General features: G+C 69.5%; 21 protein-coding genes. 9 read left to right on the top strand and 12 right to left on the bottom strand.

The window, feature by feature from the left end:
• Positions 1–29 precede the first annotated feature (29 nt).
• The 4 genes from ABD927_RS21055 to ABD927_RS21040 form a co-directional block, all read right to left on the bottom strand.
• Positions 30–224: a hypothetical protein gene (locus tag ABD927_RS21055; RefSeq protein ID WP_345251833.1), complete on the bottom strand. Its 195-nt coding sequence runs from the start codon at positions 222–224 to the stop codon at positions 30–32.
• Positions 225–255: 31 nt separating this feature from the next.
• Complete coding sequence (phnE, locus tag ABD927_RS21050) at positions 256–1,227, bottom strand: phosphonate ABC transporter, permease protein PhnE (RefSeq protein WP_345251832.1); 972 nt, start codon at positions 1,225–1,227, stop codon at positions 256–258.
• A gap of 190 nt (positions 1,228–1,417) precedes the next feature.
• Positions 1,418–2,203: a phosphonate ABC transporter ATP-binding protein gene (locus ABD927_RS21045; protein ID WP_345251831.1), complete on the bottom strand. Its 786-nt coding sequence runs from the start codon at positions 2,201–2,203 to the stop codon at positions 1,418–1,420.
• Positions 2,204–2,350: 147 nt separating this feature from the next.
• Complete coding sequence (locus ABD927_RS21040) at positions 2,351–3,271, bottom strand: phosphate/phosphite/phosphonate ABC transporter substrate-binding protein (protein WP_345251830.1); 921 nt, start codon at positions 3,269–3,271, stop codon at positions 2,351–2,353.
• Positions 3,272–3,451: 180 nt separating this feature from the next.
• Between ABD927_RS21040 and ABD927_RS21035 the strand changes: the two genes are divergently transcribed.
• Positions 3,452–4,318, top strand: a complete 867-nt coding sequence (locus tag ABD927_RS21035) for an HAD-IIA family hydrolase (protein WP_345251829.1) — start codon at positions 3,452–3,454, stop codon at positions 4,316–4,318.
• A 54-nt stretch (positions 4,319–4,372) separates the two neighbouring features.
• On the opposite strand, the gene ABD927_RS21030 is transcribed toward ABD927_RS21035, so the two are convergent.
• The 5 genes from ABD927_RS21030 to ABD927_RS21010 form a co-directional block, all read right to left on the bottom strand.
• Entirely contained in the window at positions 4,373–5,281 is a 909-nt protein-coding gene (locus tag ABD927_RS21030) for a MurR/RpiR family transcriptional regulator (RefSeq protein WP_345251828.1), read from the bottom strand.
• Positions 5,282–5,393: 112 nt separating this feature from the next.
• Positions 5,394–6,428, bottom strand: a complete 1,035-nt coding sequence (locus ABD927_RS21025) for a VWA domain-containing protein (protein ID WP_345251827.1) — start codon at positions 6,426–6,428, stop codon at positions 5,394–5,396.
• Positions 6,429–6,563: 135 nt separating this feature from the next.
• Positions 6,564–7,523, bottom strand: coding sequence for a DUF58 domain-containing protein (locus ABD927_RS21020; protein WP_345251826.1), 960 nt, complete (start codon positions 7,521–7,523; stop codon positions 6,564–6,566).
• The gene (locus tag ABD927_RS21015; protein ID WP_345251825.1) at positions 7,498–8,514 is read right to left on the bottom strand and encodes an AAA family ATPase; all 1,017 of its coding nucleotides are present in this window, start codon (positions 8,512–8,514) and stop codon (positions 7,498–7,500) included. The genes ABD927_RS21020 and ABD927_RS21015 overlap by 26 nt, the downstream gene beginning before the upstream one ends.
• Positions 8,515–8,542: 28 nt before the next feature.
• Positions 8,543–9,619, bottom strand: a complete 1,077-nt coding sequence (locus ABD927_RS21010) for a S1C family serine protease (protein WP_345251824.1) — start codon at positions 9,617–9,619, stop codon at positions 8,543–8,545.
• A gap of 234 nt (positions 9,620–9,853) precedes the next feature.
• Between ABD927_RS21010 and ABD927_RS21005 the strand changes: the two genes are divergently transcribed.
• The 6 genes from ABD927_RS21005 (at position 9,854) to ABD927_RS20980 (ending at position 16,455) form a co-directional block, all read left to right on the top strand.
• Positions 9,854–10,906: a VWA domain-containing protein gene (locus ABD927_RS21005; protein ID WP_345251823.1), complete on the top strand. Its 1,053-nt coding sequence runs from the start codon at positions 9,854–9,856 to the stop codon at positions 10,904–10,906.
• Positions 10,907–11,001: 95 nt separating this feature from the next.
• Entirely contained in the window at positions 11,002–12,348 is a 1,347-nt protein-coding gene (locus ABD927_RS21000) for a UDP-glucose dehydrogenase family protein (protein ID WP_345251822.1), read from the top strand.
• A gap of 249 nt (positions 12,349–12,597) precedes the next feature.
• Positions 12,598–13,182 (top strand): MlaC/ttg2D family ABC transporter substrate-binding protein, encoded by a 585-nt coding sequence (locus ABD927_RS20995; protein ID WP_425570329.1) that lies wholly within the window; start codon positions 12,598–12,600, stop codon positions 13,180–13,182.
• A gap of 62 nt (positions 13,183–13,244) precedes the next feature.
• On the top strand, positions 13,245–13,886 hold the full coding sequence (gmk, locus tag ABD927_RS20990; RefSeq protein ID WP_345251820.1) for a guanylate kinase: 642 nt from the start codon (positions 13,245–13,247) through the stop codon (positions 13,884–13,886).
• A 16-nt stretch (positions 13,887–13,902) separates the two neighbouring features.
• Positions 13,903–14,106, top strand: a complete 204-nt coding sequence (gene rpoZ / locus ABD927_RS20985; RefSeq protein ID WP_345251819.1) for a DNA-directed RNA polymerase subunit omega — start codon at positions 13,903–13,905, stop codon at positions 14,104–14,106.
• 102 nt (positions 14,107–14,208) lie between these two features.
• Positions 14,209–16,455 (top strand): RelA/SpoT family protein, encoded by a 2,247-nt coding sequence (locus tag ABD927_RS20980; protein ID WP_425570325.1) that lies wholly within the window; start codon positions 14,209–14,211, stop codon positions 16,453–16,455.
• 115 nt (positions 16,456–16,570) lie between these two features.
• Here the strand turns inward: ABD927_RS20980 and greB are convergent, their stop codons facing one another.
• Together greB and ABD927_RS20970 are read right to left on the bottom strand one after the other, a co-directional pair.
• Positions 16,571–17,137, bottom strand: coding sequence for a transcription elongation factor GreB (gene greB / locus ABD927_RS20975; protein ID WP_345251818.1), 567 nt, complete (start codon positions 17,135–17,137; stop codon positions 16,571–16,573).
• Between the two features lie 7 nt (positions 17,138–17,144).
• Entirely contained in the window at positions 17,145–17,981 is an 837-nt protein-coding gene (locus tag ABD927_RS20970; RefSeq protein ID WP_345251817.1) for a 3',5'-nucleoside bisphosphate phosphatase, read from the bottom strand.
• A 337-nt stretch (positions 17,982–18,318) separates the two neighbouring features.
• Here ABD927_RS20970 and ABD927_RS20965 point away from each other — a divergent pair, with 337 nt between their 5' ends.
• Positions 18,319–19,977 (top strand): acetate--CoA ligase, encoded by a 1,659-nt coding sequence (locus ABD927_RS20965; RefSeq protein WP_345251816.1) that lies wholly within the window; start codon positions 18,319–18,321, stop codon positions 19,975–19,977.
• Between the two features lie 144 nt (positions 19,978–20,121).
• Here ABD927_RS20965 and ABD927_RS20960 read toward each other — a convergent pair whose 3' ends face one another.
• Positions 20,122–20,925 (bottom strand): ferritin-like domain-containing protein, encoded by an 804-nt coding sequence (locus tag ABD927_RS20960; protein WP_345251815.1) that lies wholly within the window; start codon positions 20,923–20,925, stop codon positions 20,122–20,124.
• 140 nt (positions 20,926–21,065) lie between these two features.
• On the opposite strand from ABD927_RS20960, the gene hslO reads away from it, so the two are divergent.
• The gene (gene hslO / locus ABD927_RS20955) at positions 21,066–21,986 is read left to right on the top strand and encodes an Hsp33 family molecular chaperone HslO (protein WP_345251814.1); all 921 of its coding nucleotides are present in this window, start codon (positions 21,066–21,068) and stop codon (positions 21,984–21,986) included.
• Positions 21,987–22,225 lie beyond the last annotated feature (239 nt).

Here is a 22,225-nt window from a genome sequence, read left to right as displayed (position 1 = left end):
AAAGAGGAATCGGAACGCGCCCGTCTGACTCAGGGCGCGCAGCGCATGTTGGGATCGGGCTGGCCCGGATTGCCGGAATCGCCGTCGTCGCCGGGGTTCGGCTGGGTCGGATTGCCGTTGTCGGGCGGGCCGGCCGGATCGTCGCCGCCGCCACAGGCTGCCAGCGACAGGCAAAGCAGCGCCCCGGCCGCCGCGGCGCGGCCATACAAGAGGAACTTCGTCATGAGAACTCCTAGCGGGTGGAGAGGTGTGCGGCTAGCCGGATCGTCGTCGCATCCGTGCCGCCAATTGGTCCAGGATGAAGACCGTGATGAAGATCGCGAGCAGAATGGTTCCCACGTGGGAATAGTTGTACATGTCGTACCGGCCCTTGAGCTCCTGGCCGATGCCGCCGGCGCCCACCAGGCCCACCACGGTGGCCATGCGCACGTTGCGGTCCAGCACGTACAGCGTGTAGGCCACGTACTGGTCGAGCACCTGCGGCAGCACCGCGTAGCGCAGCACCTTCAGGCGGCCGGCGCCGATCGCCCGCAGCGCCTCCTGCGGCCGGCGGTCGGCGCCTTCGATGTCTTCGGCGTAGAACTTGCCCAGGAAGCCGGCGGAATGCAGGGCCAGCGCCAGGATCCCCGCGCTCGGCCCGAAGCCGTAGGCCAGCACCAGGAACAGCGCGCTGACCAGTTCGGGCACCGCGCGCAGCAGGCTGACCAGGGCCCGCGCGCCGTAGTACACGGGCCGGCTGGGCGTGTAGTTGCGGGCGCCCAGGATGGCCAGCGGCACGCTCCACAGCACCGCCAGCAAGGTGCCCCAGGCGGCCATCTCCAGCGTCTCGAACATCTTGTAGGCGACCTGCAGCGCGTAGCCGATCGGCTCGACCAGGAATTCGCGCGCGGTCACCGTCTGCTGCATGGTCAGCGTGTTGGGGTCGAGCCGCTGGTCGACCACGGATTGGGTCTCGATGCGCGCCAGCCACGGTAGACGGGCCGGGTCGAAGCCTTCGATGCGGGCGGTTTCGGTGCGCTCGGAAATCTGCAGCGGCCACAGCGAGGTCGCGATCTTGGCCAGCCCGGCCGACACCTGCGAACCGTCGCGCAGGCCCAGCGCCGCCAGCGCGCCCTCGCCCGTCAGCGCGGCCATGCGGCCGATCTCCAGCCGCTGGCCGGTGTAGAACAGGCACAGCAGCGCCAACATCAGCGTCAGCAGCGTCCTCCAGCCATAAGGCTGCGGCACGCGCCAAGCCGAACCCGGGGCACAGCGGATCCGGCTTTGCCGGTCCGCGGGTGCCGCCCCTTGAGGGGTGCGGCCAAGGGCCGCCAGGGGTGGGCTTTCCTCCCGGTCCGCGGGTGCCGCGCGTAGGGGCGGGTCGGTTTCCGGCGGTGCGGAAGAAGCGGGAATGGCGCTCATGGCGTCTCCTCGGTTCCTAGGCGGCCGCCGGCTGCAAGCCGGCGTCGGTTCGCGGCGCGACGCCGGACGCGTCCGGCGTGCCGAAGATCGCTTCGCAGGACTGCGCGGTCAGGTCGGCCGGCGCGCCGTCGAAAGCCACGCGGCCGTGGCGCAGCGCCACGATGCGGTCGGCATACTCGCGCGCCAGGTCCAGCTGGTGCAGGCTGCACAGCAGGGTAGCGCCGCGCAGCCGCGACTGGCGGCGCAGCAAGTCCAGGATGTCGCGGCTGACCTTGGGGTCGAGGCTGGCCACCGGCTCGTCGGCCAGCACCAGCAGCGGATCGAGCATGAAGGCGCGGGCGATGCCGACCCGCTGCATCTGGCCGCCCGACAGCTGCGACGCGCGGCGCGCCAGATGGCTTTCGTCCAGCCCCACGGCCGCCAGCAGCTCGCAGGCCTTGGCCCGGTACGTTTCCGGGAACAGGCCGGCCAGCGCGCGCCAGGCCGATATGTAAGGCAAGGCGCCGGCCAGCACATTGGTGGCCACGGTGGATTGCGGCACCAGGTCGAACTGCTGGTGGATCATGCCGATCCGCGGCCGCAGACGCGGCAGCGAGGCCGGCCCGACCGGCGTGCCGGCCACCGCCACGTTGCCCTGCGTGGGCACGACCAGCCCATTGGCCATTCGCAAGAGGGTCGACTTGCCGGCCCCCGACGGCCCCAGCAGCACACAGAACTGCCCTTTCGGGATGCGCAGCGTCACGTCCGCCAGCGCCTCCGTACCGTCGGGATAGCGCTTGCCCACGCCTTCGAACATCAGCATGTCAATTCTCCATGGCACGCCGCCCCTTCCCCCGGCGCATGGACCTGCGCCTCCCCATCCAGGATGCGGCGGATCCGGCTCCGCCAGTCCGCGCGCATCGCCCCCTTGAGGGGGGCGCGCGAAGCGCGTAGGGGGTGGGCTTTCATCCTAGCGCTCCGACGCCTTCTTCAGGATGGCCGCCTTGGTGTCGTCGTCCAGCAGCGCCATCTTGGCGGCGGCGACGTTGAATTCCTTCTCCGAGAAAGCGGTGTCGTAGCGGTCGATCTTGCCGCCGCCGTAGCCGCGGATCATGTCGGGCGTGACGCCCGGCGCCTTGTGGACTTCGGCGAAGGCGGCCTTCAGGCGGGTCTTCAGCGCCTCGGGCAGGCGCGTGTTCATTGCCAGCGGCGGATACGGGATCGGCATGCTCTTGGCGACCACCTTGTACTGCTTCGGATCGATCGCCCCTTCGCGGGCCGCCTTTTCGAACGACTCGAACGACAGCGAGGCGACGTCGACCATGCCCTGGGTCAGCGCAGCCAGGCTGCTGGCATGGCTGCCGGTCATGCGGATGGCGGCCAGGTCCTTCGCCGGATCCATGCCGGCGTCCATGATCATCGCGATCTGGAAGGTGAAGCTGGAGGCCGAATTGACGTCGCCGAACGACACCCGCTTGCCCTTCAGGTCCTTGATCGACGAAATCGGCGAATCGGCCTTGGCGAACATGCCGGCGTAGTACACCGACTGCCCCTTCTCCACGCCCACCGCCAGCAGCTGCGCGCAGCCGCGCTGGTTGGCCTGCACGTAGGAAACCGGACCGAAGAAGGCCACGTCGGCCAGCTGGCTGCACATCGCCTCGACCACGGCGCCGTAGCTCTGCCCGACTTTCAGGTCGAAGTTCAGGCCGGTTGTGCGCGTGATGGCGTTGAACACCGGCTGGTAATCGGCCTTGGTGCCGGTTTCGGTGCCGCCGTCGGCGGGAATCAGCACGACGCGCAGCGGATGCGCGCGCGATCCGTCGGCCGCCGATTGCCCGAAGACGGGAGCCGCCAGCGTCAGCATGGCGGCGAACAGCAAAGTGCGTTTCATGACTGCGAATCCCCCCAGATGATCCCGGCGCCGCCATCCGGCAACCGGGCACGAACGCAAGCGTAGAGACGGGATATGACAGCGAAATGAACATTGCTCATTTTGAAAGTGGATATAATTTGAAATAAACTCAGTTCTTTACGACCTCCTGAATGCGGCACGCGCCCTTCCCCACCGCCGATGAACGTTCCGTCCTCGCCCAGCCTTCCCGCCGCCGCCAGCCCCCCGCCGGTCCCTGTTTCGTGGCTGGATGCCCACGACGCCTTCCTGGTGGACCTGGATGGCACGCTGATCCGCGAGAGCGTGGCCACCAGCGGCGCCGCGCGCATGCTGGACCGGCTACGTGACCGTTATGTGGTGGTGTCGAATAATTCGACCGACACGGCGCGCAGCCTGGCCCGCAAGCTGGAGCTGCTCGGCCTGCCGGTGGCGCCGGAGCGGATGGTGCTGGCCGGCCAGGCCACCATCGATTTCGTCGCCCATGCCTACGGCACGGCGCGCGTGCTGCTGATCGCCGGCCCCACGCTGCGCGGCTACGCGCAGCGGCGCGGCTGCCTGCTGGTCGACGCCAACGCCGACCTGGTGGTGCTGGCGCTCGACAAGCGCTTCAGCTATGCCAAGCTCGGACTGGCCGCCAACGAACTGCGCCGCGGAGCGCGGCTGATCGTGACCAATCCCGATGCCAGCCACCCCTCCCTCGACCAGGCACTGGTGCCCGAAACCGGCGCCCTGATGGAGGCCATCGTGCGCTGCGCCGGCATCGGCCCGGCGCTGGTGGTCGGCAAGCCGGGCAATATGCTGTTCGAGGAGGGATTGCGTCGCCTGCGGGCTCAGGCGGCCGACGCATTGGTGATCGGCGATAACCCGCTCACCGACGCCCACGGCGCCGTGCGGCTGGGCATGCGCTACCTGCTGGTGGGCCGCCACGCGCTGGCCGATGCCGACACGCCGGAAGCACTGCTGGGGCTGGCGCACGGCGGCCACAGCCAGCCGCCGTCGGCGCGCGGCGGGCGCGCCGCGGTGCTGGCGCCGGTCGACAGCGCGTGAATGGCGGCGCCGGGCCGGTGACGCCGGGCCGGCCGCGTGGCCGACGACGCCGGCTCAGTAGCGCTTGATCGACAACACGTCGAAGGTACGGCGCAGCGTATCGACCGACTGGTCGTAGTCGGACAGCGCCAGGCAGGCGATCAACACGTCGATGATGGCCAGTTGCGCCAGGCGGCTGGTCATGGCCTCGGTGCGGAACAGGGTTTCGCGCGCCATCGTGAACAGCACCACGTCGGCGAAGGCCTGCAACGGCGACTTTCCGAAATTGGTGATGCAGATGGTCTTGGCGCCGGACTCCTTGGCCAGCCGGGTCGCGTCGACGGTTTCGTGGGTGCTGCCCGAATGGGAGATGGTCAGCGTGGCCACCGTGGGCCCGGCCAGCGAGGCGCTGATGGCCTGCATGTGGGAATCGACCACGGCCTTGACGTTCAGGCCGATGCGCAGCATGCGGTACTGCGCGTCTTCGGCGATCGGCGCGGCGCTGCCGATGCCGTAGACCTCGATGCGCTCGGCCGCCTTGAGCATGGCGGTGGCGCGTTCGATGGCGCGGATGTCGAGCGCGGCGCTGGTATCGTGCAGCGCCTGCACATTGCTCTGGAAGATCTTGCGGGTGACCGTTTCTACGCTGTCCTGCGGGTCGAGGTCTTCGTGGATGATCTGCACCGGCTGCACGATCTCCTGCGCCAGCAGGATCTTCAGCTGCTGGAAGCCGGTGGTGCCCAGGCCCTTGCAGAAACCGACCACGCTGCCTTCGCTGGCGCCGGTGCGCTCGGCCACCTCGCTGACCGACATGTGCACCACTTCCTCGGGATGGCGGACGATGAAGTCCGCGATGCGCCGCGCCGCCGGGCCGAGCGACGGGCCGATGCGGTCGATGCGCGCCAGCACCGCGGCGGTCGAGGTGCCGTGCGCGGGCGCTGCCGCGCCATCGCGGCCGCGGCGCGCCGGCGGAAGGACAGTCATGGTCACCTCTTGCGATCGTGTCGACGTCCCGCGGCGGCTGCCGGCGGGATGTCGATGATACATTCCCGGGCCGGATGAAACCATGACGAGGCCGAAGCGCCGGCCGCGGCCGCTACTGGACCCGGCCGAACCACCACAGCGACAGCATCGCCGACAGGCCGGCCAGCAGCGCGCCGAGCGCCGCGAACAGCGAACTGATCTCGACCTGCCGCTGCTTGTCGAAGGCGAGCCGGGTGCTCAGCGAACTGTAGATTTTCTTGAGGCCTTCGGCGTCGTCGGCCTGGAAATACTGGGCGCCGGTGGTGTCGGCGATCTTCTTCAGCGTGGCCTCGTCGAGCCTGACCCGCATCGACCAGCCATCGGCTTCCAGCGTCACGCCTTCGGGCGTGCCGATGCCCACCGTGAAGATGCGCACGCCGTACTGGGCGGCGACCTCGGCGGCCTTGAGCGGATCGGGGCCGCTGTTGCTTTCGCCGTCGGACAGCAGGATCACGGCCGACGACGGGTTGGAGCCCGGCACCACCGGCTCGCCGGCGGCATTGGGCGGCGGCGGCAGCGGCGCGCCGTCCATGAAGCGTTCGACGTCGATGTCCTGGTCGGGCAGCACGGTGGTCAGCGCGATGATGAGCCCTGCCCCCAACGCGGTGCCGCGCTGCGGCTGCAGGCGGTCGATCGCGGCCTCCACCCGTTCGCGCTGCCGGCTGGGCGACTGCACCACCGCCGCCGCGCCCGCCACCGCCACCACGCCCACGCTGACGTTCAGCGGCTGCTCGGCCACGAATTGCTTGGCCGCCGCCTGCGCGGCATAGATGCGGCTGGGCCGGATGTCGGTGGCGCGCATGCTGCCCGACATGTCCATCGCCAGCACGATGTTCTCCAGCCGCGACGGCAGGGACATCACCGCCTGCGGCCGCGCGATCGCCAGCACCATCGAAGTCAGCCCGAGCAGCAGCAGGATGGCCGGCACCCAGCGCCGCCACGCCCGCACCGGCCCCGCGCCGCCCACCAGTTCGAGCGCCGGATAGCGCACCGCGACGCGGTTGCCCCGCCGCAGCATCCGCCAGTACAGCCAGGCCAGCACCGGCACCAGCGCCAGCAGCCACAGCATCTTCGGCCAGAGGACGGTAAAACCGGGTAGTTGTCCCATATTCAAAGCTCCATGGCGCCACGCGCCTTCCACGACGCATGAACTTGCGCCGGCCTCATCCAGGATGCGGCGGATCCGGCTCCGCCGGTCCGCCCGCATCGCCCCCCTTGGGGGGCGCGCGAAGCGCGTAGGGGGTCACATCAAACTGCGGCGCTTGCGCATGCGGGTGAAGTTCAGCAAGGCTTCGTCGAGTCGCTCGTCGGTGGCCAGTTCCAGGCAATCGATGCCGGCCGTCGCCAGGGCCTCACGCAAGGCCTCCTCGCGCCGGCGGCCAGCCTCGGCAAAGCGCTGGCGAAAGCGCGGATCGGTGGTGTCGACGAACATCTGCTCGCCCGTTTCGGCATCCTGCAGCACCACCATGCCGAGATCGGGCAGCTCGAGCTCCATCGGGTCGTACAGCCGTACCGCCACCACTTCGTGCCGCCGGGCCAGCGCGCCCAGCGGCTTTTCCCAGCCCGGCCGGCTGAGGAAGTCCGACACCAGGAACACCACCGAGCGCCGCGGGATCACGGCCTGCGCCCGCAGGATCAGCGCCGACAGGTCGGTTTCCCGCTGCACCCGCTGCGTGCCCACGCGCAGCATGCGGTCGAGAATGTGCAGCACCTGCTTGCGGCCGGCGCGCGCCGGCAGCACGGACTCCGGCCCGTCGCCGTACAGCACCGCGCCGACGCGGTTGCCGTAGCGGGCCAGCATGCGCGCCAGCACCGCGAAAAAGTCGGAGGCCAGCGCGCGCTTGCGGATCCCCTGCGAGCCGAAGTCCACCGAACCGCTGAGGTCGAGCAGGAACCAGGCCGAAATCTCGCGGTCCTCCTGGAACTCGCGCACGTGCGGCGTCTGCAGCCGCGCCGTCACGTTCCAGTCGATGTGGCGCACGTCGTCGTGTGGCTGGTATTCGCGCAGGTCGGCCAGGTCGAGCCCGAAGCCGCGGAACAGCGTGCGATAGTCCCCCTGCAGCACGCCGTCGAGGCGGCGCAGCGTCGTCCATTCCAGGCGCCGCAACAGGGCGTCGGGATCGACCAGGGGGCCCTCGGCGCGCCCTGGCGCCGCGGCCGGCGGCGGCGCCGCCCCCTTACGCGCCCGCCGCAACCCGAACATGGGCATCCATCGGACGTTCAGGGGCGCGCACCGATTGCAGAATGCGCAGGATCAGCTTGTCGGCGGTCTGGTCGTCGGACAGCGCCTCGTAGGTCAGCACGATGCGATGGCGCAGCACGTCGGGCACGAGGTCGACCACGTCGGCCGGCAGCGCGTATTTGCGGCCGCGCAGGAAGGCCAGCGCGCGCGCCCCTTCGATCAGGCCGATGGTGGCGCGCGGGCTGGCGCCGAAGGCGATGTAGGGCGCCAGGTCGGCCAGCCCGTACTGGTCGGGCCGGCGGGTGGCCGCCACGATCTTGACCGCGTACTGCACCAGTTCCGGATCGACATAGACGCGGCGGCATTCGGCCTGCAGCGCGACCAGCTGCTCCGTGGTGGCGACCGAGGCCACCTGCACCGACGGGCCGGTCACGCGGTCGACGATGACGTATTCCTCTTCCTCGCTCGGGTAGCCGATCAGCACCTTCATCATGAAGCGGTCGACCTGCGCCTCGGGCAGCGGATAGGTGCCTTCGGTCTCGATCGGGTTCTGCGTGGCCATCACCAGGAAGGGCGTGGGTACCTTGTGCGTTTCGCCCGCGATGGTGACCTGGCGTTCCTGCATGACTTCGAGCAGCGCGCTCTGCACCTTGGCCGGCGCGCGATTGATTTCGTCGGCCAGCAGCAGGTTGGCGAACACCGGGCCGAGCACGGTGCTGAAGTCGCCGGTGCGCTGGTTGTACATGCGCGTGCCCACCAGGTCGGCCGGCAGCAGGTCGGGCGTGAACTGGATGCGCTTGAACGATCCGCGCAGCGTCTTGGCCAGCGTGTTCACGGTCAGGGTCTTGGCCAGCCCGGGCACGCCCTCCACCAGCAGGTGGCCCTGCGCCAGGATGGCCACCAGAACCCGTTCCAGGAAGTGGTCCTGCCCCACCACGACGCGCTTGACCTCGTACAGCACGCGTTCCATTAGGCTCGCGCTGCCCTCGTTCTCTCTGGCCTTTTCATCCATGGATGCTGTTTCCTGATCGGGTTGAAATTCAGAATGGCGGCATGCCGACCGCGGAGCCCGCGCTTTCGATCGTGGTGGCGAAGGCGATGCCCATGAAGGTGCCGGTATTGGCGGGATTGAGGATGGCGGTGACGATGCCCACCACCTCGCCGTCCATCGTGACCAGCGGGCCGCCGGAATTGCCCGGATTGGCGGCGGCGTCGAACTGGATCAGCCGCGTCAATACCTGCTTGCCTTCGGGCGACACGAACTCGCGGTTCAGCCCCGACACCACGCCGGCCGACACCGACGGCCCGATGCCGAACGGGAAGCCGACCGCGACCACGCGGTCGCCCGGCCGCAGGTTGCGGGTGGAGCCGAGCGTGGCCGCCGGCAGGTCGTCGGGAATGGCGCGCGCCTTGATCACGGCCAGGTCCTTGTCGGGCTGGGTGGCGACGACGTCGGCGTCGGCCTCGAAGCCGTCGTAGAAAGTTACCTTGAGCCGCTGGGAACCCGCCACCACGTGTAGGTTGGTGAGGATGGTGCCGTTGTCGACAATGACCACGCCGGAGCCGACGCTGCTTTCCTCGTCGTCGGCCTCTGGCTTGGCCGGCGAGCCGGGCTTGCCGGGATCCGGCCTGGCCGCGTCGGGCTTGCCGCCGCGGCCGGCGGGGGCCTTGCCCTCGGGCCGCGGGGCCGCGCCCGGCTTGCCTTTCCCGCCCTTGGGCGCGGGGCCGGCATCGGCCACGTGGTCGGTAAAGCCGCGCACCCGCACCACCGACTGCCGCACGGCCTCTGCCGCGCGCATGGTGGGCGACGGCAGGGTCTTGGTCTGCACGGTATGCAGGACGGCCGAATCGATGTCGTCCTGCGTGAGCCGCTGCATGTGGGGAGGACGCAACAACAGCGCGGTGCCCACCGCGGCCAGCGCCGCCGCGCAGACGACCGCCAGCAGCCGCTCGTGCCGCGCCAGCATGCGCCGCAGCCGTCCCTGCCTGGGAGCCTGCCCGGCCGCGGGGCCCTCGTGCGCAGGGGATGCCGCCTGCTCCGGCCGGGCGGCGGGGTTCGAAGAGGCCTCCGGCGCGCGCCGCCGGGAGGAACTGCTGTAGAGGGCTGCTCGTTTCATACCGCTGTTCCGACAATGCCGGCGGGCCGCGGCCCGGCGACGTGAGCGACGACGTGAGCGAGCTCTTAAGGTACCACCGAACAGGAGGTTGCGCGCATAACCGGCGGATACCTTTGTAGCGCTTTACGGCGCCCGGGGTCATGGGCATACTGGATACACGCCCTGCAAATCCCATTCTCCTTTCCGCTGCGCCGGCCAGACGCTGCGTCCCGTTTTCTGTGCCAAGGAGCACACATGCGGTTTCTGTGGCCAGATCTGCTTTGGTTCCTGCTGTTGCTGCCTCTCCTCACCGCGGCGTACTTCTATGTGCTCGCGCGCCGCAAGAAGGCTGCGATCCGGTTCGCCAGCCTGGCGATCGCCAAGGAAGCCGTACGGCCCGGCCACCGCCTGCGGCGCCACCTTCCTCCCCTGTTGATGCTGCTGTCGCTGGGCGCAGCCATCGTGGCCTGCGCCCGCCCCACCGCCACCGTCGTTCTGCCCTCCGAAACCATGACGGTGATATTGGCAATGGACGTCTCGCGCAGCATGCTGGCGGCCGACGTCGAGCCCACGCGGATGGCCGCGGCGCAGGCGGCGGCGCGCAATTTCATCAAAGACCTGCCGCGCAGCGTGCGGCTGGGCATCGTCACTTTCGCCGGCACCGCGGCAGTGGTCCAGACGCCCACCGACAACAAACAGGACATGCTCGACGCCATCGACCGCTTCCAGCTGCAGCGGGCCACCGCCACCGGCAGCGGCCTGATCCTGGCGCTGTCGCAACTGTTCCCTGAAGACGGCATCGACCTCGAATCGATCATCTTCAATAACCCGTCGATCCGCTACGGCCGCGCGCTGCGCGACGCCAACAAGCCCGCGCCCGACAAGAAAAAGGAACGGCCGCCGGTGGCGCCGGGCTCGTACACCCAGGGCACCATCATCCTGCTGAGCGACGGCCGCCGCACCACCGGCCCCGATCCGATCGAAGCCGCCCGCATGGCGGCCGACCGCGGCGTGCGCGTCTACACGGTCGGCTTCGGCACCAACCGCGGCGCGCCGATCGGCGACGAAGGCTGGTCTTACTTCGCGCGCATCGACGAAGCCACCCTCAAGGCCGTGGCGAAGATGACGGGCGGCCAGTACTTCCAGGCCGGCAACGCCGCCGAGCTGCGCCAGGTCTACGACAAGCTCAACGTGAAATTCACGATGGAGCGCCAGGAAACCGAAATCAGCGCGCTGCTCAGCGCGCTGGCCGCCGCGCTGCTGCTGGCCGCGGCACTGCTGTCCCTGGTCTGGTATCACCGGCGATAGCCTCTGCGCTTCGGGGCGGGCATTCCACTTGCTGCAACTCGGCCGGCGCCGTCCGGTGTCAGCAGACTGCAACAAGCGGAAGGTAAAAAAACGGTATGAATATCGTCATCATCGGTGCCGGCTATGTCGGCCTCGTCACTGGCGCGTGTCTGGCCGACGTCGGCAACCGCGTCACCTGTGTCGATCACGACCCGGCCAAGCTCGACGCGCTCCAGCGCGGCCAGGTGCCCTTCTACGAACCCGATCTCGACGCGGTCATCGTGCGCAACGTCGCCGCCGAGCGGCTGAGCTTCGCCGCCAGCCTGGAACCGGCCATGCGGCATGCCGACATCGCCTTCATCGCCGTCGGCACGCCGGCAACGGAAGACGGCTCGGCCGACCTCAGCCATGTGCTGGCCGCCAGCGCCGAGCTGGGCCGCGCCGTCGAGCGCGACACCGTGATCGTGGTCAAGTCCACCGTGCCGGTCGGCACCTGCGAACGCGTCCAGCGCACCATCGACGCCGAGCTGCGCATGCGCGGCGTGCCGTGGCGCGCGACGGTGGCCTCCAATCCCGAGTTCCTGAAAGAAGGCAGCGCGGTCGACGACTTCCAGCGGCCCGACCGCATCATCGTCGGCACCGACGACCCGCAGGCCCAGCGGCTGCTGGCGGCGCTGTACGCGCCGTACAACCGCAACCGCGACCGGCTGATCGTGACCGACGTGCGCTCGGCCGAGTTCACCAAGTACGCCTCCAACGTCATGCTGGCGACCCGCATTTCGCTGATGAACGAACTGGCCCGGCTGGCCGAGAAGGTGGGCGTCGACATCGAGGCGGTGCGCCACGGCACCGGCGCCGACCCGCGCATCGGCCATCACTTCCTGTATGCCGGCGTCGGCTACGGCGGATCGTGCCTGCCGAAAGACGTGCGGGCGCTGGCCCGGCTGGCCGCCGAGCACGACCAGTCCACGCCGCTGCTCGACAGCGTGCAGGCCATCAACGACGCCCAGAAGCGCCTGCTGTCCGCCAAGATCCGCGAGCACCTGCACGGCCGCCTGGAAGGCGCCACGGTGGCGCTGTGGGGCCTGGCGTTCAAGCCCAACACCGACGACATCCGCGAAGCGCCGAGCCTGGTCCTGATCGACGAGCTGCTGCGGGCCGGCGCCACCATCCGCGCCTACGACCCGGTGGCCGCCGAACGCGTGCGGCAGGCCGTGCCCGACGCCCGGCTGCAGCTGTGCCGCAACGCGCGCGCCGCCTGCGAAGGCGCCGACGTGCTGGCCGTGGTGACCGAATGGCGCGAATTCAAATCGCCCGACTTCCGCTGGCTGGCGCAGACGCTGGCGCAGCGCGCGGTGTTCGACGGCCGCAATCTGTACGACCCGCAATACGTGGAAGACTGCGGCCTGCGCTACTACGGCATCGGCCGCGGCCGGCGCGAAACGGCGCTGGCGCCGGCCTGACGGCGGCGGCGAGACCGCCGCACACAAATGGATTACATGTCGGTCTTCCAGGGAGCCCTGCCTGTTGCTAGGATGTCGCGCAGGCCGGCGGCTCGCGCCCGGCCCGAACGGGCCCCCGGGCCGCGAAACAGGAGCAAAGACATGGAATTCCCGATCGCCCGCGCCATCCGGCGCCCCGCCCACGCTGTCGCGGCCCGGCGCCTTTCATGGCTGTCGGCCTGGCTGCTGCTGGCGGCGTGGCTGCTGGCGATGGGCATCGCCCGGGCCGCCGCGCCCGACCCCATGGCGCCGCCGAACGAACTGATCCAGCAGGCGGCCAACAACGTGCTGGAGGCGATCCGCAAAGACCAGGAACTCAAGTCCGGCTCGCTGGACCGCGTCAACCAGGCGGTCGACGAATTGATCCTGCCCTACGTCGATTTCGAGACCACCACCCGGCTGGCGGCCGGCCGCGCCTGGCGCAGCGCCACGCCGGAGCAGCGCCAGCGCCTGGTGCAGGAATTCCGCAACATGCTGGTCCGCACCTACGGCGGCGCGGTGTCGAATATCACGCCGCAGGCGCGCGTCGACATGAAGCCGTTCCGCGCCGAGCCCGGCGCCACCGACGTGGTGGTGCGCACCATGGTCAGCGACGGCCAGCGCGAACCGGTACAGGTGGACTACCGGCTGGAAAAAACGCCCAACGGCTGGAAAATCTACGACCTGAACGTGCTCGGCGTCTGGTTCATCCAGAACTACCGCAACCAGTTCTCGTCCATCGTCGCGCGCGACGGGGTCGAGGGCCTGATCCGCGCGTTGTCCGACCGCAACCAGCAGATGAAGATGAACCGCTAGGCCGGCCGGCGGCGGGCCACGGCGCCTTTATTGGTATCCTTTCGTTTTTGCCCGCTCCTGCCATGCCTCCACGCGCCGGTAACGTATTCATGGTCGTCGCCCCCAGCGGCGCCGGCAAATCCAGCCTGGTCAACGCGCTGCTCAGGCAGCGCCCCGACATCCGCCTGTCCATTTCCTGCACCACGCGCCCTCCGCGGCCGGGCGAAAGCGACGGCCAGCACTACCATTTCGTGACGGTGGAAGAATTCGAGCGGCTGCGCGACGAAGACGCGCTGCTGGAATGGGCCGAGGTGCACGGCAATTTCTATGGCACGCCGCGGGCCGGCATCCTGGAAGCCACCCAGGCCGGCAGCGACGTGCTGCTGGAAATCGACTGGCAGGGCGCGCGCCAGGTAAAGGCGCGCTTCCCGGAAGCCATCGGCGTGTTCATCCTGCCGCCGTCGATCGAAGCGCTGGAAGCGCGGCTGAACCAGCGTGGCCAGGACGAGCCCCACGTGATCGCGCGCCGGCTGCTGGCCGCCGGCGGGGAGTTCGCCCATGCCCCCGAGTGCGAATATGTTATTATTAATCAACACTTTAGCGCAGCCCTGGCGGATCTCGACTGCATCGTATCCGCTGCCCGGCTGCGTTTTCGTTCACAGGCGGCGCGTCATGCCGGGCTGTTCTCGCAGCTCGGCATCCCGCCCGTATCGGCGCCCCGCTAAACGTTAGAGGTCCCGCATGGCACGCATCACCGTCGAAGACTGCTTGAAACAGATCCCCAACCGGTTCAAACTGACCCTAGCGGCCACCTATCGGGCGCGTCAGCTGGCGCAGGGCCACGCCCCCAAGATCGACAGCAAAGACAAACCCACCGTAACGGCGCTGCGCGAAATCGCCGCCGGCCAGACCGGGCTGGAAATGCTGAAGAAAGTCCCTACCTGATAGTCAAGGCTACTGGTCGAGCAGCCCTGGCCCGTCTCCGGTAACCCCCGGCGGCCGACGGGATCGTCTACCCACGGTTCCGTTTTTCCAGACTTGACGACAATGGGCTTATCCGTCCCTTCGCTACGTTCCGTGCTGCCGGCAGAAGCGTCGCCCGCCTCTGCCGCCGGCGAGGTCGTACCCATGGCCCCGCCGGTGGCCCAGCCGCTGTCCGCCGGCGTCTCGGCGGCCATGCTGGCCGAGACCATCTCGCAATACCTGAGCGCCGAAGACGTGCGCCGCGTGCGCGACGCCTACCGCTTTTCCGACGAGGCCCACCTGGGCCAGTTCCGCGCCAGCGGCGAACCGTATATCTCGCATCCGATCGCCGTCACCGAGATCTGCGCCGGCTGGAAGCTCGACGCGCCGGCGCTGATGGCCGCCCTGCTGCACGACGTCATGGAAGACCAGGGCGTCACCAAGCAGGAGCTGATCGAACGCTTCGGCAGCGAGGTGGCCGACCTGGTCGACGGCCTGTCCAAGCTCGACCGCCTGGAATTCGCCAGCAAGGCCGAGCAGCAGGCGGAAAGCTTCCGCAAGATGCTGCTGGCAATGGCGCGCGACGTACGCGTCATCCTAATCAAGCTGGCCGACCGCCTGCACAACATGCGCACGCTGGGCGCCGTCGGCCCCGACAAGCGCCGCCGCATCGCCCACGAAACGCTCGACATCTACTCGCCCATCGCCCACCGGCTGGGCCTGAACATCATCTACCGCGAGCTGCAGGAGCTCTGCTTCCAGGCCATCTACCCGCACCGCTTCGAGGTGCTGCAGCGCGCGGTGCTGGCGGCGCGCGGCAACCGGCGCGAGCTGGTCAACAAAATCCAGGAAGCCGTGCGCGCCGCGCTGCCGGCGGCCGGCATCGAGGCCGAGGTCAACGGCCGCGAGAAAAACCTGTACGGCATCTACACCAAGATGGCCGAGCAGAAGAAGTCCTTTTCCGAAGTGCTCGACATCTACGGCTTCCGGGTCGTGGTCAATTCCCAGCCCGAGTGTTACCTGACCCTCGGCGCCCTGCACCAGCTGTACCGGCCCGTCCCCGGCAAGTTCAAGGACTACATCGCGATCCCGAAGGTCAACGGCTACCAGTCGCTGCATACCACGCTGGTGGGCCCCTACGGCACGCCGATCGAATTCCAGATCCGCACGCGCGACATGAACCAGGTGGCCGAGAGCGGCGTCGCCGCCCACTGGCTGTACAAGTCGCCCGGCGTCACGCTCAACGACCTGCAGAAGCGCACCCACCAGTGGCTGCAGTCGCTGCTCGACATCCAGCGGCAGACCGGCGACAGCAGCGAATTCCTCGAACACGTCAAGGTCGACCTGTTCCCCGACGCCGTCTACGTGTTCACCCCGCGCGGCAAGATCATCTCGCTGCCGCGCGGCGCCACTCCCATCGATTTCGCCTATTCGATCCATACCGACGTCGGCAACCAGGCGGTGGCGGCCAAGGTCAATGCCGAGTTCGTGCCGCTGCGCACCGAGCTCAAGAGCGGCGACGCGGTCGAGATCATCACCTCCGAATCCTCGCGGCCCAATGCGCAGTGGCTGAATTTCGTGCGTACCGGCAAGGCGCGCTCGGAAATCCGCCACTACCTGCGCACGGTCAAGTACGAGGAGTCGGTGGCCTTCGGCGGCCGCCTGCTGGGCCAGGCGCTCAAGTCGGTCGGCCTGCCGATGCCCGACCCGGAGGACCCGGTCTGGGACAAGCTCGCGCGCGGCACCGGCGCCCGTTCGCGCGACGAGATCCTGGCCGACATCGGGCTCGGCAAGCGGCTGGCGGCGGTGGTGGCGCGGCGCTTCATGCCCGACAGCGACCCGATCGCCACCACGGCCCAGGCCGACGACGAGCACGACTCCGGCAACCCGATCCGCATCCAGGGCAACGAAGGGCTGGCCGTGCAGCTGGCGCCGTGCTGCACGCCGATCCCGGGCGACGCCATCGTCGCCTACGTGCGGCTCGGCCACGGGCTGGTGGTGCATACCGAAGACTGCCCGGTCGCCCGCCGCCAGCGCGCGCGCGAACCCGAACGCTGGCTCGACGTGGCCTGGGACGACCAGACAGCCAAGCACTTCCCGGTACGCATCGACGCCGTGGTGCGCCAGGAGCGCGGCGTGCTGGGCCGCATCGCGGCCGAGATCTCGGCCGCCGACGCCAACATCACCCACGTGTCGATGCAGGACGAGGCCTCGTCCACCGTGGTGGTGCACTTCACCATCCAGGTGGAAAGCCGCCAGCACCTCGCGCAGGTCATCCGCTACCTGCGGCGGGTGCCGCAGGTGCAACGCATCATCCGCGTGAAAGGGTGACCACCCCCTGGCAGCCTACGGCTGCTCCCCCTCAAGGGGGCGATGCGGGTGGACCGGCGGAGCCGGATCCACCGCATCCTGGGTCTCTGGGTTCTTGCGAGTGGATTTGGAAGAATCAGCGCCGGGGGCCTGGTTCCGGATAGCTCACTTCCAGGATTTCGAGTTCGTCCACGCCGGCGGGCGTGCGCAGCGTTACCGTGTCGCCTTCGCGGGCCTTGGTGAGCGCCCTTGCGACGGGCGAGATCCAGCTGATGCGGCCGGCCAGCGGCTCGGCCTCGTCGACGCCGACGATGGTGACCGTGTGTTCCTCGCCGGCCTTGTCGGCATAGGTGACGGTGGCGCCGAAGAAGATCTGGTCGCGGTTCGGCTGGGCCGACGCGTCGACCACCTCGGCGATGTCGAGCCGCCGCGTGAGAAAGCGCATGCGGCGGTCGATCTCGCGCAGCCGCTTCTTGCCGTACAGGTAATCGCCGTTTTCCGAGCGGTCGCCGTTGGAGGCCGCCCACGACACCACCTGCACCACGGCCGGCCGCTCCACGTTCATCAGATGGGTCAGTTCGTCGCGCAGTCGCGCATACCCCTCCGGGGTGATGTAGTTGCGAACGCCGGCCGGCAACGCGGCGGCTTCCGGAAGCTCGTCGTCCTCCGGCGCTTCGGATTCCTTGACAAACGCCTTGTTCATGGAAGTTTCAGTGCCAGTCGTGCCAGACCGGCTTGAGATGGGACGGCAGCGGCGGCAACTGGCCGAGATCGACGCGGCTTTCGCCCGGGCCGTGGAAATCGGAGCCGCGCGAGGCCAGCAGGCCGTAGCGCTGCGCCACCGCGGCGTATTCGCGGTATTGCTCCGGCGTGTGGCTGCCGGTCACGACCTCGATGCCCTCGCCGCCCAGGCCGATGAACTCGTCGTACAGCGCATCGAACTGCAGCGGGGTGTAGTCGTAGCGGCCCGGATGGGCGATCACCGCGCGGCCGCCGGCGGCGCGGATCCAGCCGACGGCGTCGGCCAATGCCGCCCAGCGCATCGGCGCGTAGCCGGGCTTGCCTTCGACCATGTAATTGTCGAAGACCTCCTGCACGTTGGCGCAGACGCCGCTTTCCACCAGGAAGCGGGCGAAATGCGTGCGGCTGATGAGGCGCGGGTTGCCGACGTGCTTGAGCGCCCCTTCGAAGGCGCCGGGAATGCCGACCGCCGCCAGTTGCGCGGCCATGTCGCGGCCGCGCCGCTCGCGCCCGGAACGGGTGTCTTCCAGGCCCTGCACCAGCGCCGGGCATCCGGGGTCGACCTGCAGGCCAACGATGTGGACGGTTTCGCCGGCCCAGGTGACCGAGATCTCGACCCCAGGCACGAAGCGCAGGCCCAGCTCCGCCGCCGTCGAGGCGGCAGCCGCCAGGCCGCCGATCTCGTCGTGGTCCGTCAGCGCCAGCACGTCGACGCCATTGGCGCGGGCGCGCGCCACCAGCGCGGCCGGCGACAGCATGCCGTCGGACACGGAAGAATGGCAGTGAAGGTCGATGTTGCCGGTCATGGATCGATTGTAAGCGCGCCGTTCCCGCCGTGGATCCGGGGCGCGGCGAAATCTGCTACGAGTTGCGCTTCGGATGCGGTCGCCAAGCGTGGTTCAAAGACGACACGACCATGGCGCGGTCGACGAACGGGCAACAATCGGCGCGGTCCCGCAACGCATGGAATATACATAGTTGCTTACCACAAAGTCCGCGGCAAACCTCGGCCCCGCCAGGGAAAGTTATTGCGGATGTCGATCAGGTCAGTGATTATTGCTAATTTACAAATCAACGATGCGGGGCGTCGAGGCGGCCAACTGGTCCGGTCATCCGAGTGACGCGAACGGCGAGCGGAGGGTTATGAACGACCAGTACGAGGCACTCTACACCACGTTCCGGTGGTGGGTGCCGCAACGCTTCAATCTGGCCGAGGTCTGTTGCCGGCGCTGGACCCATACCAGCAGCGATGCGCGGCGCATCGCCGTCTATGCCGAAGACCCGCAAGGCCAGCGCGAAGTCTGGACGTTCGCCCGTCTGCAGGAATACGCCAACCGGCTTTCCAACGGCCTGCGCCGCACCGGCGTGCAGCGCGGCGACCGCGTCGCCATCGCGCTGCCGCAGCGGCCCGAAGCCCTGGTGGCCCACCTGGCGGTCTACCAGATGGGCGCCATCGCCGTGCCGCTGTCGGCCGGCCTGGATGCCGCCGTATTCGAACAGCGCCTGCGCGACAGCGAGGCCCGCATCGCGCTGGTCGACGCCGCCGGCGCCGACGCTCTGCTGCGCGCGGTGGACCGCTGCCCGCTGCTGCGCCAGTCGATCGGGATCGATCTCGACGATGAACGGGTACTGCCCTGGCGCAGCCTGATCGCCCGCCAGGAAAGCGCCTTCGACATGCAGCCCACGGCCGCTTCCGATCCGGCGCTGCTGCTGTACACGCCCGGCACCGGCGGCGCGCCGAAGGGCATCCTGTTGCCGCACGCGGCGCTGATCGGCAATCTGCCGGGCTTCGTCAGCGCGCAAGACTGGTTTCCCCAGCGGACCGACATCCTGTGGACGGCATTCGACTGGGCCGGCGCCCAAGGGCTGTTCGGCGCCGTGCTGCCCTGCCTCTACTTCGGCCAGCCGCTGGTGGCCAGCCGCCAGCCCCATACGGCGGCCGAAACGCTGGCGCTGCTGGAACGCTATCAGGTCAGCAACGCTGCGCTGGCGCCGGCCGACCTGCGCGCGCTGCTGCAGGCGGCCGAAGGCGGCGGCCATGAGCTGGCCCTGCGGGCGCTGGCGGTGACCGGGGCGCCGCTGGGCGCCGGCCTGTTCGAACGCTGCGTGCGGACGCTGGACGTGATCCCCAACGAAACCTACGGCCAGGCCGAGGTCGGCATCGTGGCCGGCCAGAGCCGCGACAAATGGCCGGCCCGGCCCGGCAGCATGGGGCGCCCCTACCCCGGCCACCAGGTCGTCGTGGCCGACCCGTCGGGGCGCGTGCTGCCGGCCGGGGCGGTCGGCGAAATCCTGGTCAACCGCTACGACCTCACCGGCCATCCCGACCCGGCCTTCTTCCTGGGCTACTGGCGCGGCGAAGAGGCCGGCCGGCCCTCCGGCGGCATCTGGCACCGCACGGGCGACCTGGCCCATGCCGACGAGGACGGCTATCTGTGGTTCGCCGGCCGTGCCGAAGACGCCATCGTCATCGACGGACACCGTTTCGCGCCCGAGGCGATCGAAGACTGCCTGCTGCAGCTGCCCGAGCTGGCCGACGCTGCCGTGGTCGCCGTGACGGGCGCCGAGGGACGGCCGATGGTCAAGGCCTTCGTGGTACGCGCCGGCGAGGCCGGCACAGGGGAAGAAGACCTCTTGCCCGCGGCCGTGGCGGACCATGCCCGCCGCCACCTGCCGCCCGGGCAGGCGCCGGCGGCCATCGAATTCGTGGCCCGCCTGCCGCGCACGGCCGACGGCCGGCTGCGTCGCCATGTGCTGCGCCAGCAGGAAGAAGAGCGCGCAGCGCGGCAACCCGTGGGTTAGGCCCACCCCGCGCGGCCTGCGGCCGCCCCTCAAGGGGCGACGCCGGCGGACCGGAAGGGAAGGCCCACCCCGTGCGGCCTATGGCCGCCCCTCAAGGGGCGACGCCGGCGGACCGGCGTAGCCGGATCCGCGGCGTCCTGGGGATCAGGGTTGGTCCAAGAGGGTCAGCTCTTCCTGGTCGAAGCCGGCGGCGCGGCGGGCTTCGAGGTTGAAGGGGCCGCGCAGGCGGGGGGCGCCGTGGGCGGCGGCCAGGGGCGCGTAGGCGGCAACGGGGTCGAGCCCGCGCTGCGCGCACAGCCAGCGGTACCAGCGGTTGCCGATGGCCACGTGGCCGATCTCGTCGCGCAGGATGATGTCGATGATGGCGGCGCCGTCGGCATCGCCAGCCGCCAGCAGTTTCTGCCGCACCGCCGGCGAGGCGTCCAGCCCGCGCGCCTCCAGCGTGCGCGGCACCAGCGCCATCCGCGCCAGCACGTCGTGCCGGGTGCGGCGGGCCATGTCCCACAGCCCGCTGTGCGCGGGAAAATCGCCGTAGTCGTGGCCGAGGGTGGCCAGGTGGTCGCGCAGCAGGCAGAAATGCAGCGCCTCTTCGGCCGCCACGCGGGCCCAGTCTCGATAGAAATCGTCCGGCATGCCGGCAAAACGCCAGACGGCGTCGGCCGCCAGGTCGATCGCGTTCAGTTCGATGTGCGCCAGCGCATGGATCAAGGCCGCGCGGCCTTCCGGCGTGCGCACCGAACGCTGGCGGATCGCCAGGTGCGGCACCAGCGGCGGCGCGGCGCCCCGGCCCGGCACGCCGGGCGGTTCGGCCAGCGGCGGCGCCGCGTCCACGGCGAAGCTGCCGGCGTCGAGCGTCCGCGCCAGTCCGGCCTTGAGGCCGTAGTCGGATTCGAGCACGACGGCCAGCGCCGCATGGCGCAAAGACGGCGTCGGAGAAGTCGGCTTCATGGTCCGGATTGTAGCCGGCCGCTACAATGTCACGAGGGCGCGCCCACCGCGCGCCGCCGCCGCGGCCGGGGCGACCGCCCTGCCCGCCACGCCGCCGCGCGGGCGCCATCCGCGCCCGCCGCATGCGCACAGGAGCCGTTTTGCCAGATCTGCTGAAGAAATACCTGTTCGAAGACAATACCGTACGCGTCGAAGTCGCCAACATCCGCGACACCTGGCGCGAAATCCAGGCGCGCCACGATTACCCGCCCGCGGTCCGGCGCCTGCTGGGCCAGTTGGTCGCCGCCGGCGCCCTGCTGGCCGCCAACCTCAAATTCGACGGCACCGTGGTGCTGCAATTGCAAGGCGACGGCCCCATCGGCCTGATCGTGGTGGAATGCCGCTCCGACCTCGGCATGCGCGCCATCGTCAAGATCCGCGAAGGCCATCCGGTGCCTGCCGACGGCACGCTGCAGACCCTGCTCAACCCGGGCGGCGGCGGCCGCTTCTCGGTCATGCTCGATCCCCAGGACCGCCAGCCCGGCCAGCAGCCCTACCAGGGCATCGTCGCGCTGCAAGGCGATTCGGTGGCGCAGGTGCTGGAACACTACATGGCCACGTCGGAACAGTTGCAGACCCGGCTATGGCTGGCCGCCGACGAACACTGCGCGGCCGGGCTGCTGCTGCAGCAATTGCCGGTGCAGGGCGGCAAAGGCGCGCCGGCCGGCGAATCCGCCGAAACCTGGAACCGCGCGCAGACGCTGGCGGACACCCTGCGCGACGACGAACTGCTGGCCGAAACGCCCGACACCATCGTGCGCCGCCTGTACTGGCAGGAATCGCTGCGCGTGTTCGAACCGCAGCAGGTCCGCTACCGCTGCACCTGCTCGCGCGAAAAAGTGGCCGACGTGCTGCTGCGGCTGGGCAAGGCCGAGATCGACGACATCCTGGCCGAACAGGGCCGGGTACAGATCAACTGCGACTACTGCGTCAAGAGCTTCGACTTCGACGCCGTGGACTGCGGCGAACTGTTCGCCAACGCCTCGTCGACGGTGCGCCACCACAGCGGCGCGCGTCACTGAAGCCCGCCGGCCGGCGCAGCGCCGCGGCGAAAAATCCACATGAGATTCCGGACCACGCAAGCCCCGCCGCATGCCCCTGCCCATGCACGGCTATACGGATCGACGATCCGCGCATAAAAGCAGCACACTGCCCCGATGCGCCCTACCCCCACGGCCCCACACCCCGCAAGCACCCCACCATCCTGGATGCGGCGGATCCGGCTCCGCCGGTCCGCCCGCATCGCCCCCTGGGGGGCGCG

Origin of the sequence: Pigmentiphaga soli (assembly GCF_039541095.1) — a bacterium.
GTDB lineage: Bacteria > Pseudomonadota > Gammaproteobacteria > Burkholderiales > Burkholderiaceae_B > Pigmentiphaga > Pigmentiphaga soli.
Note: the sequence above shows the minus strand (reverse complement) of the source record. Positions and strands in the feature narration are given on the sequence as shown.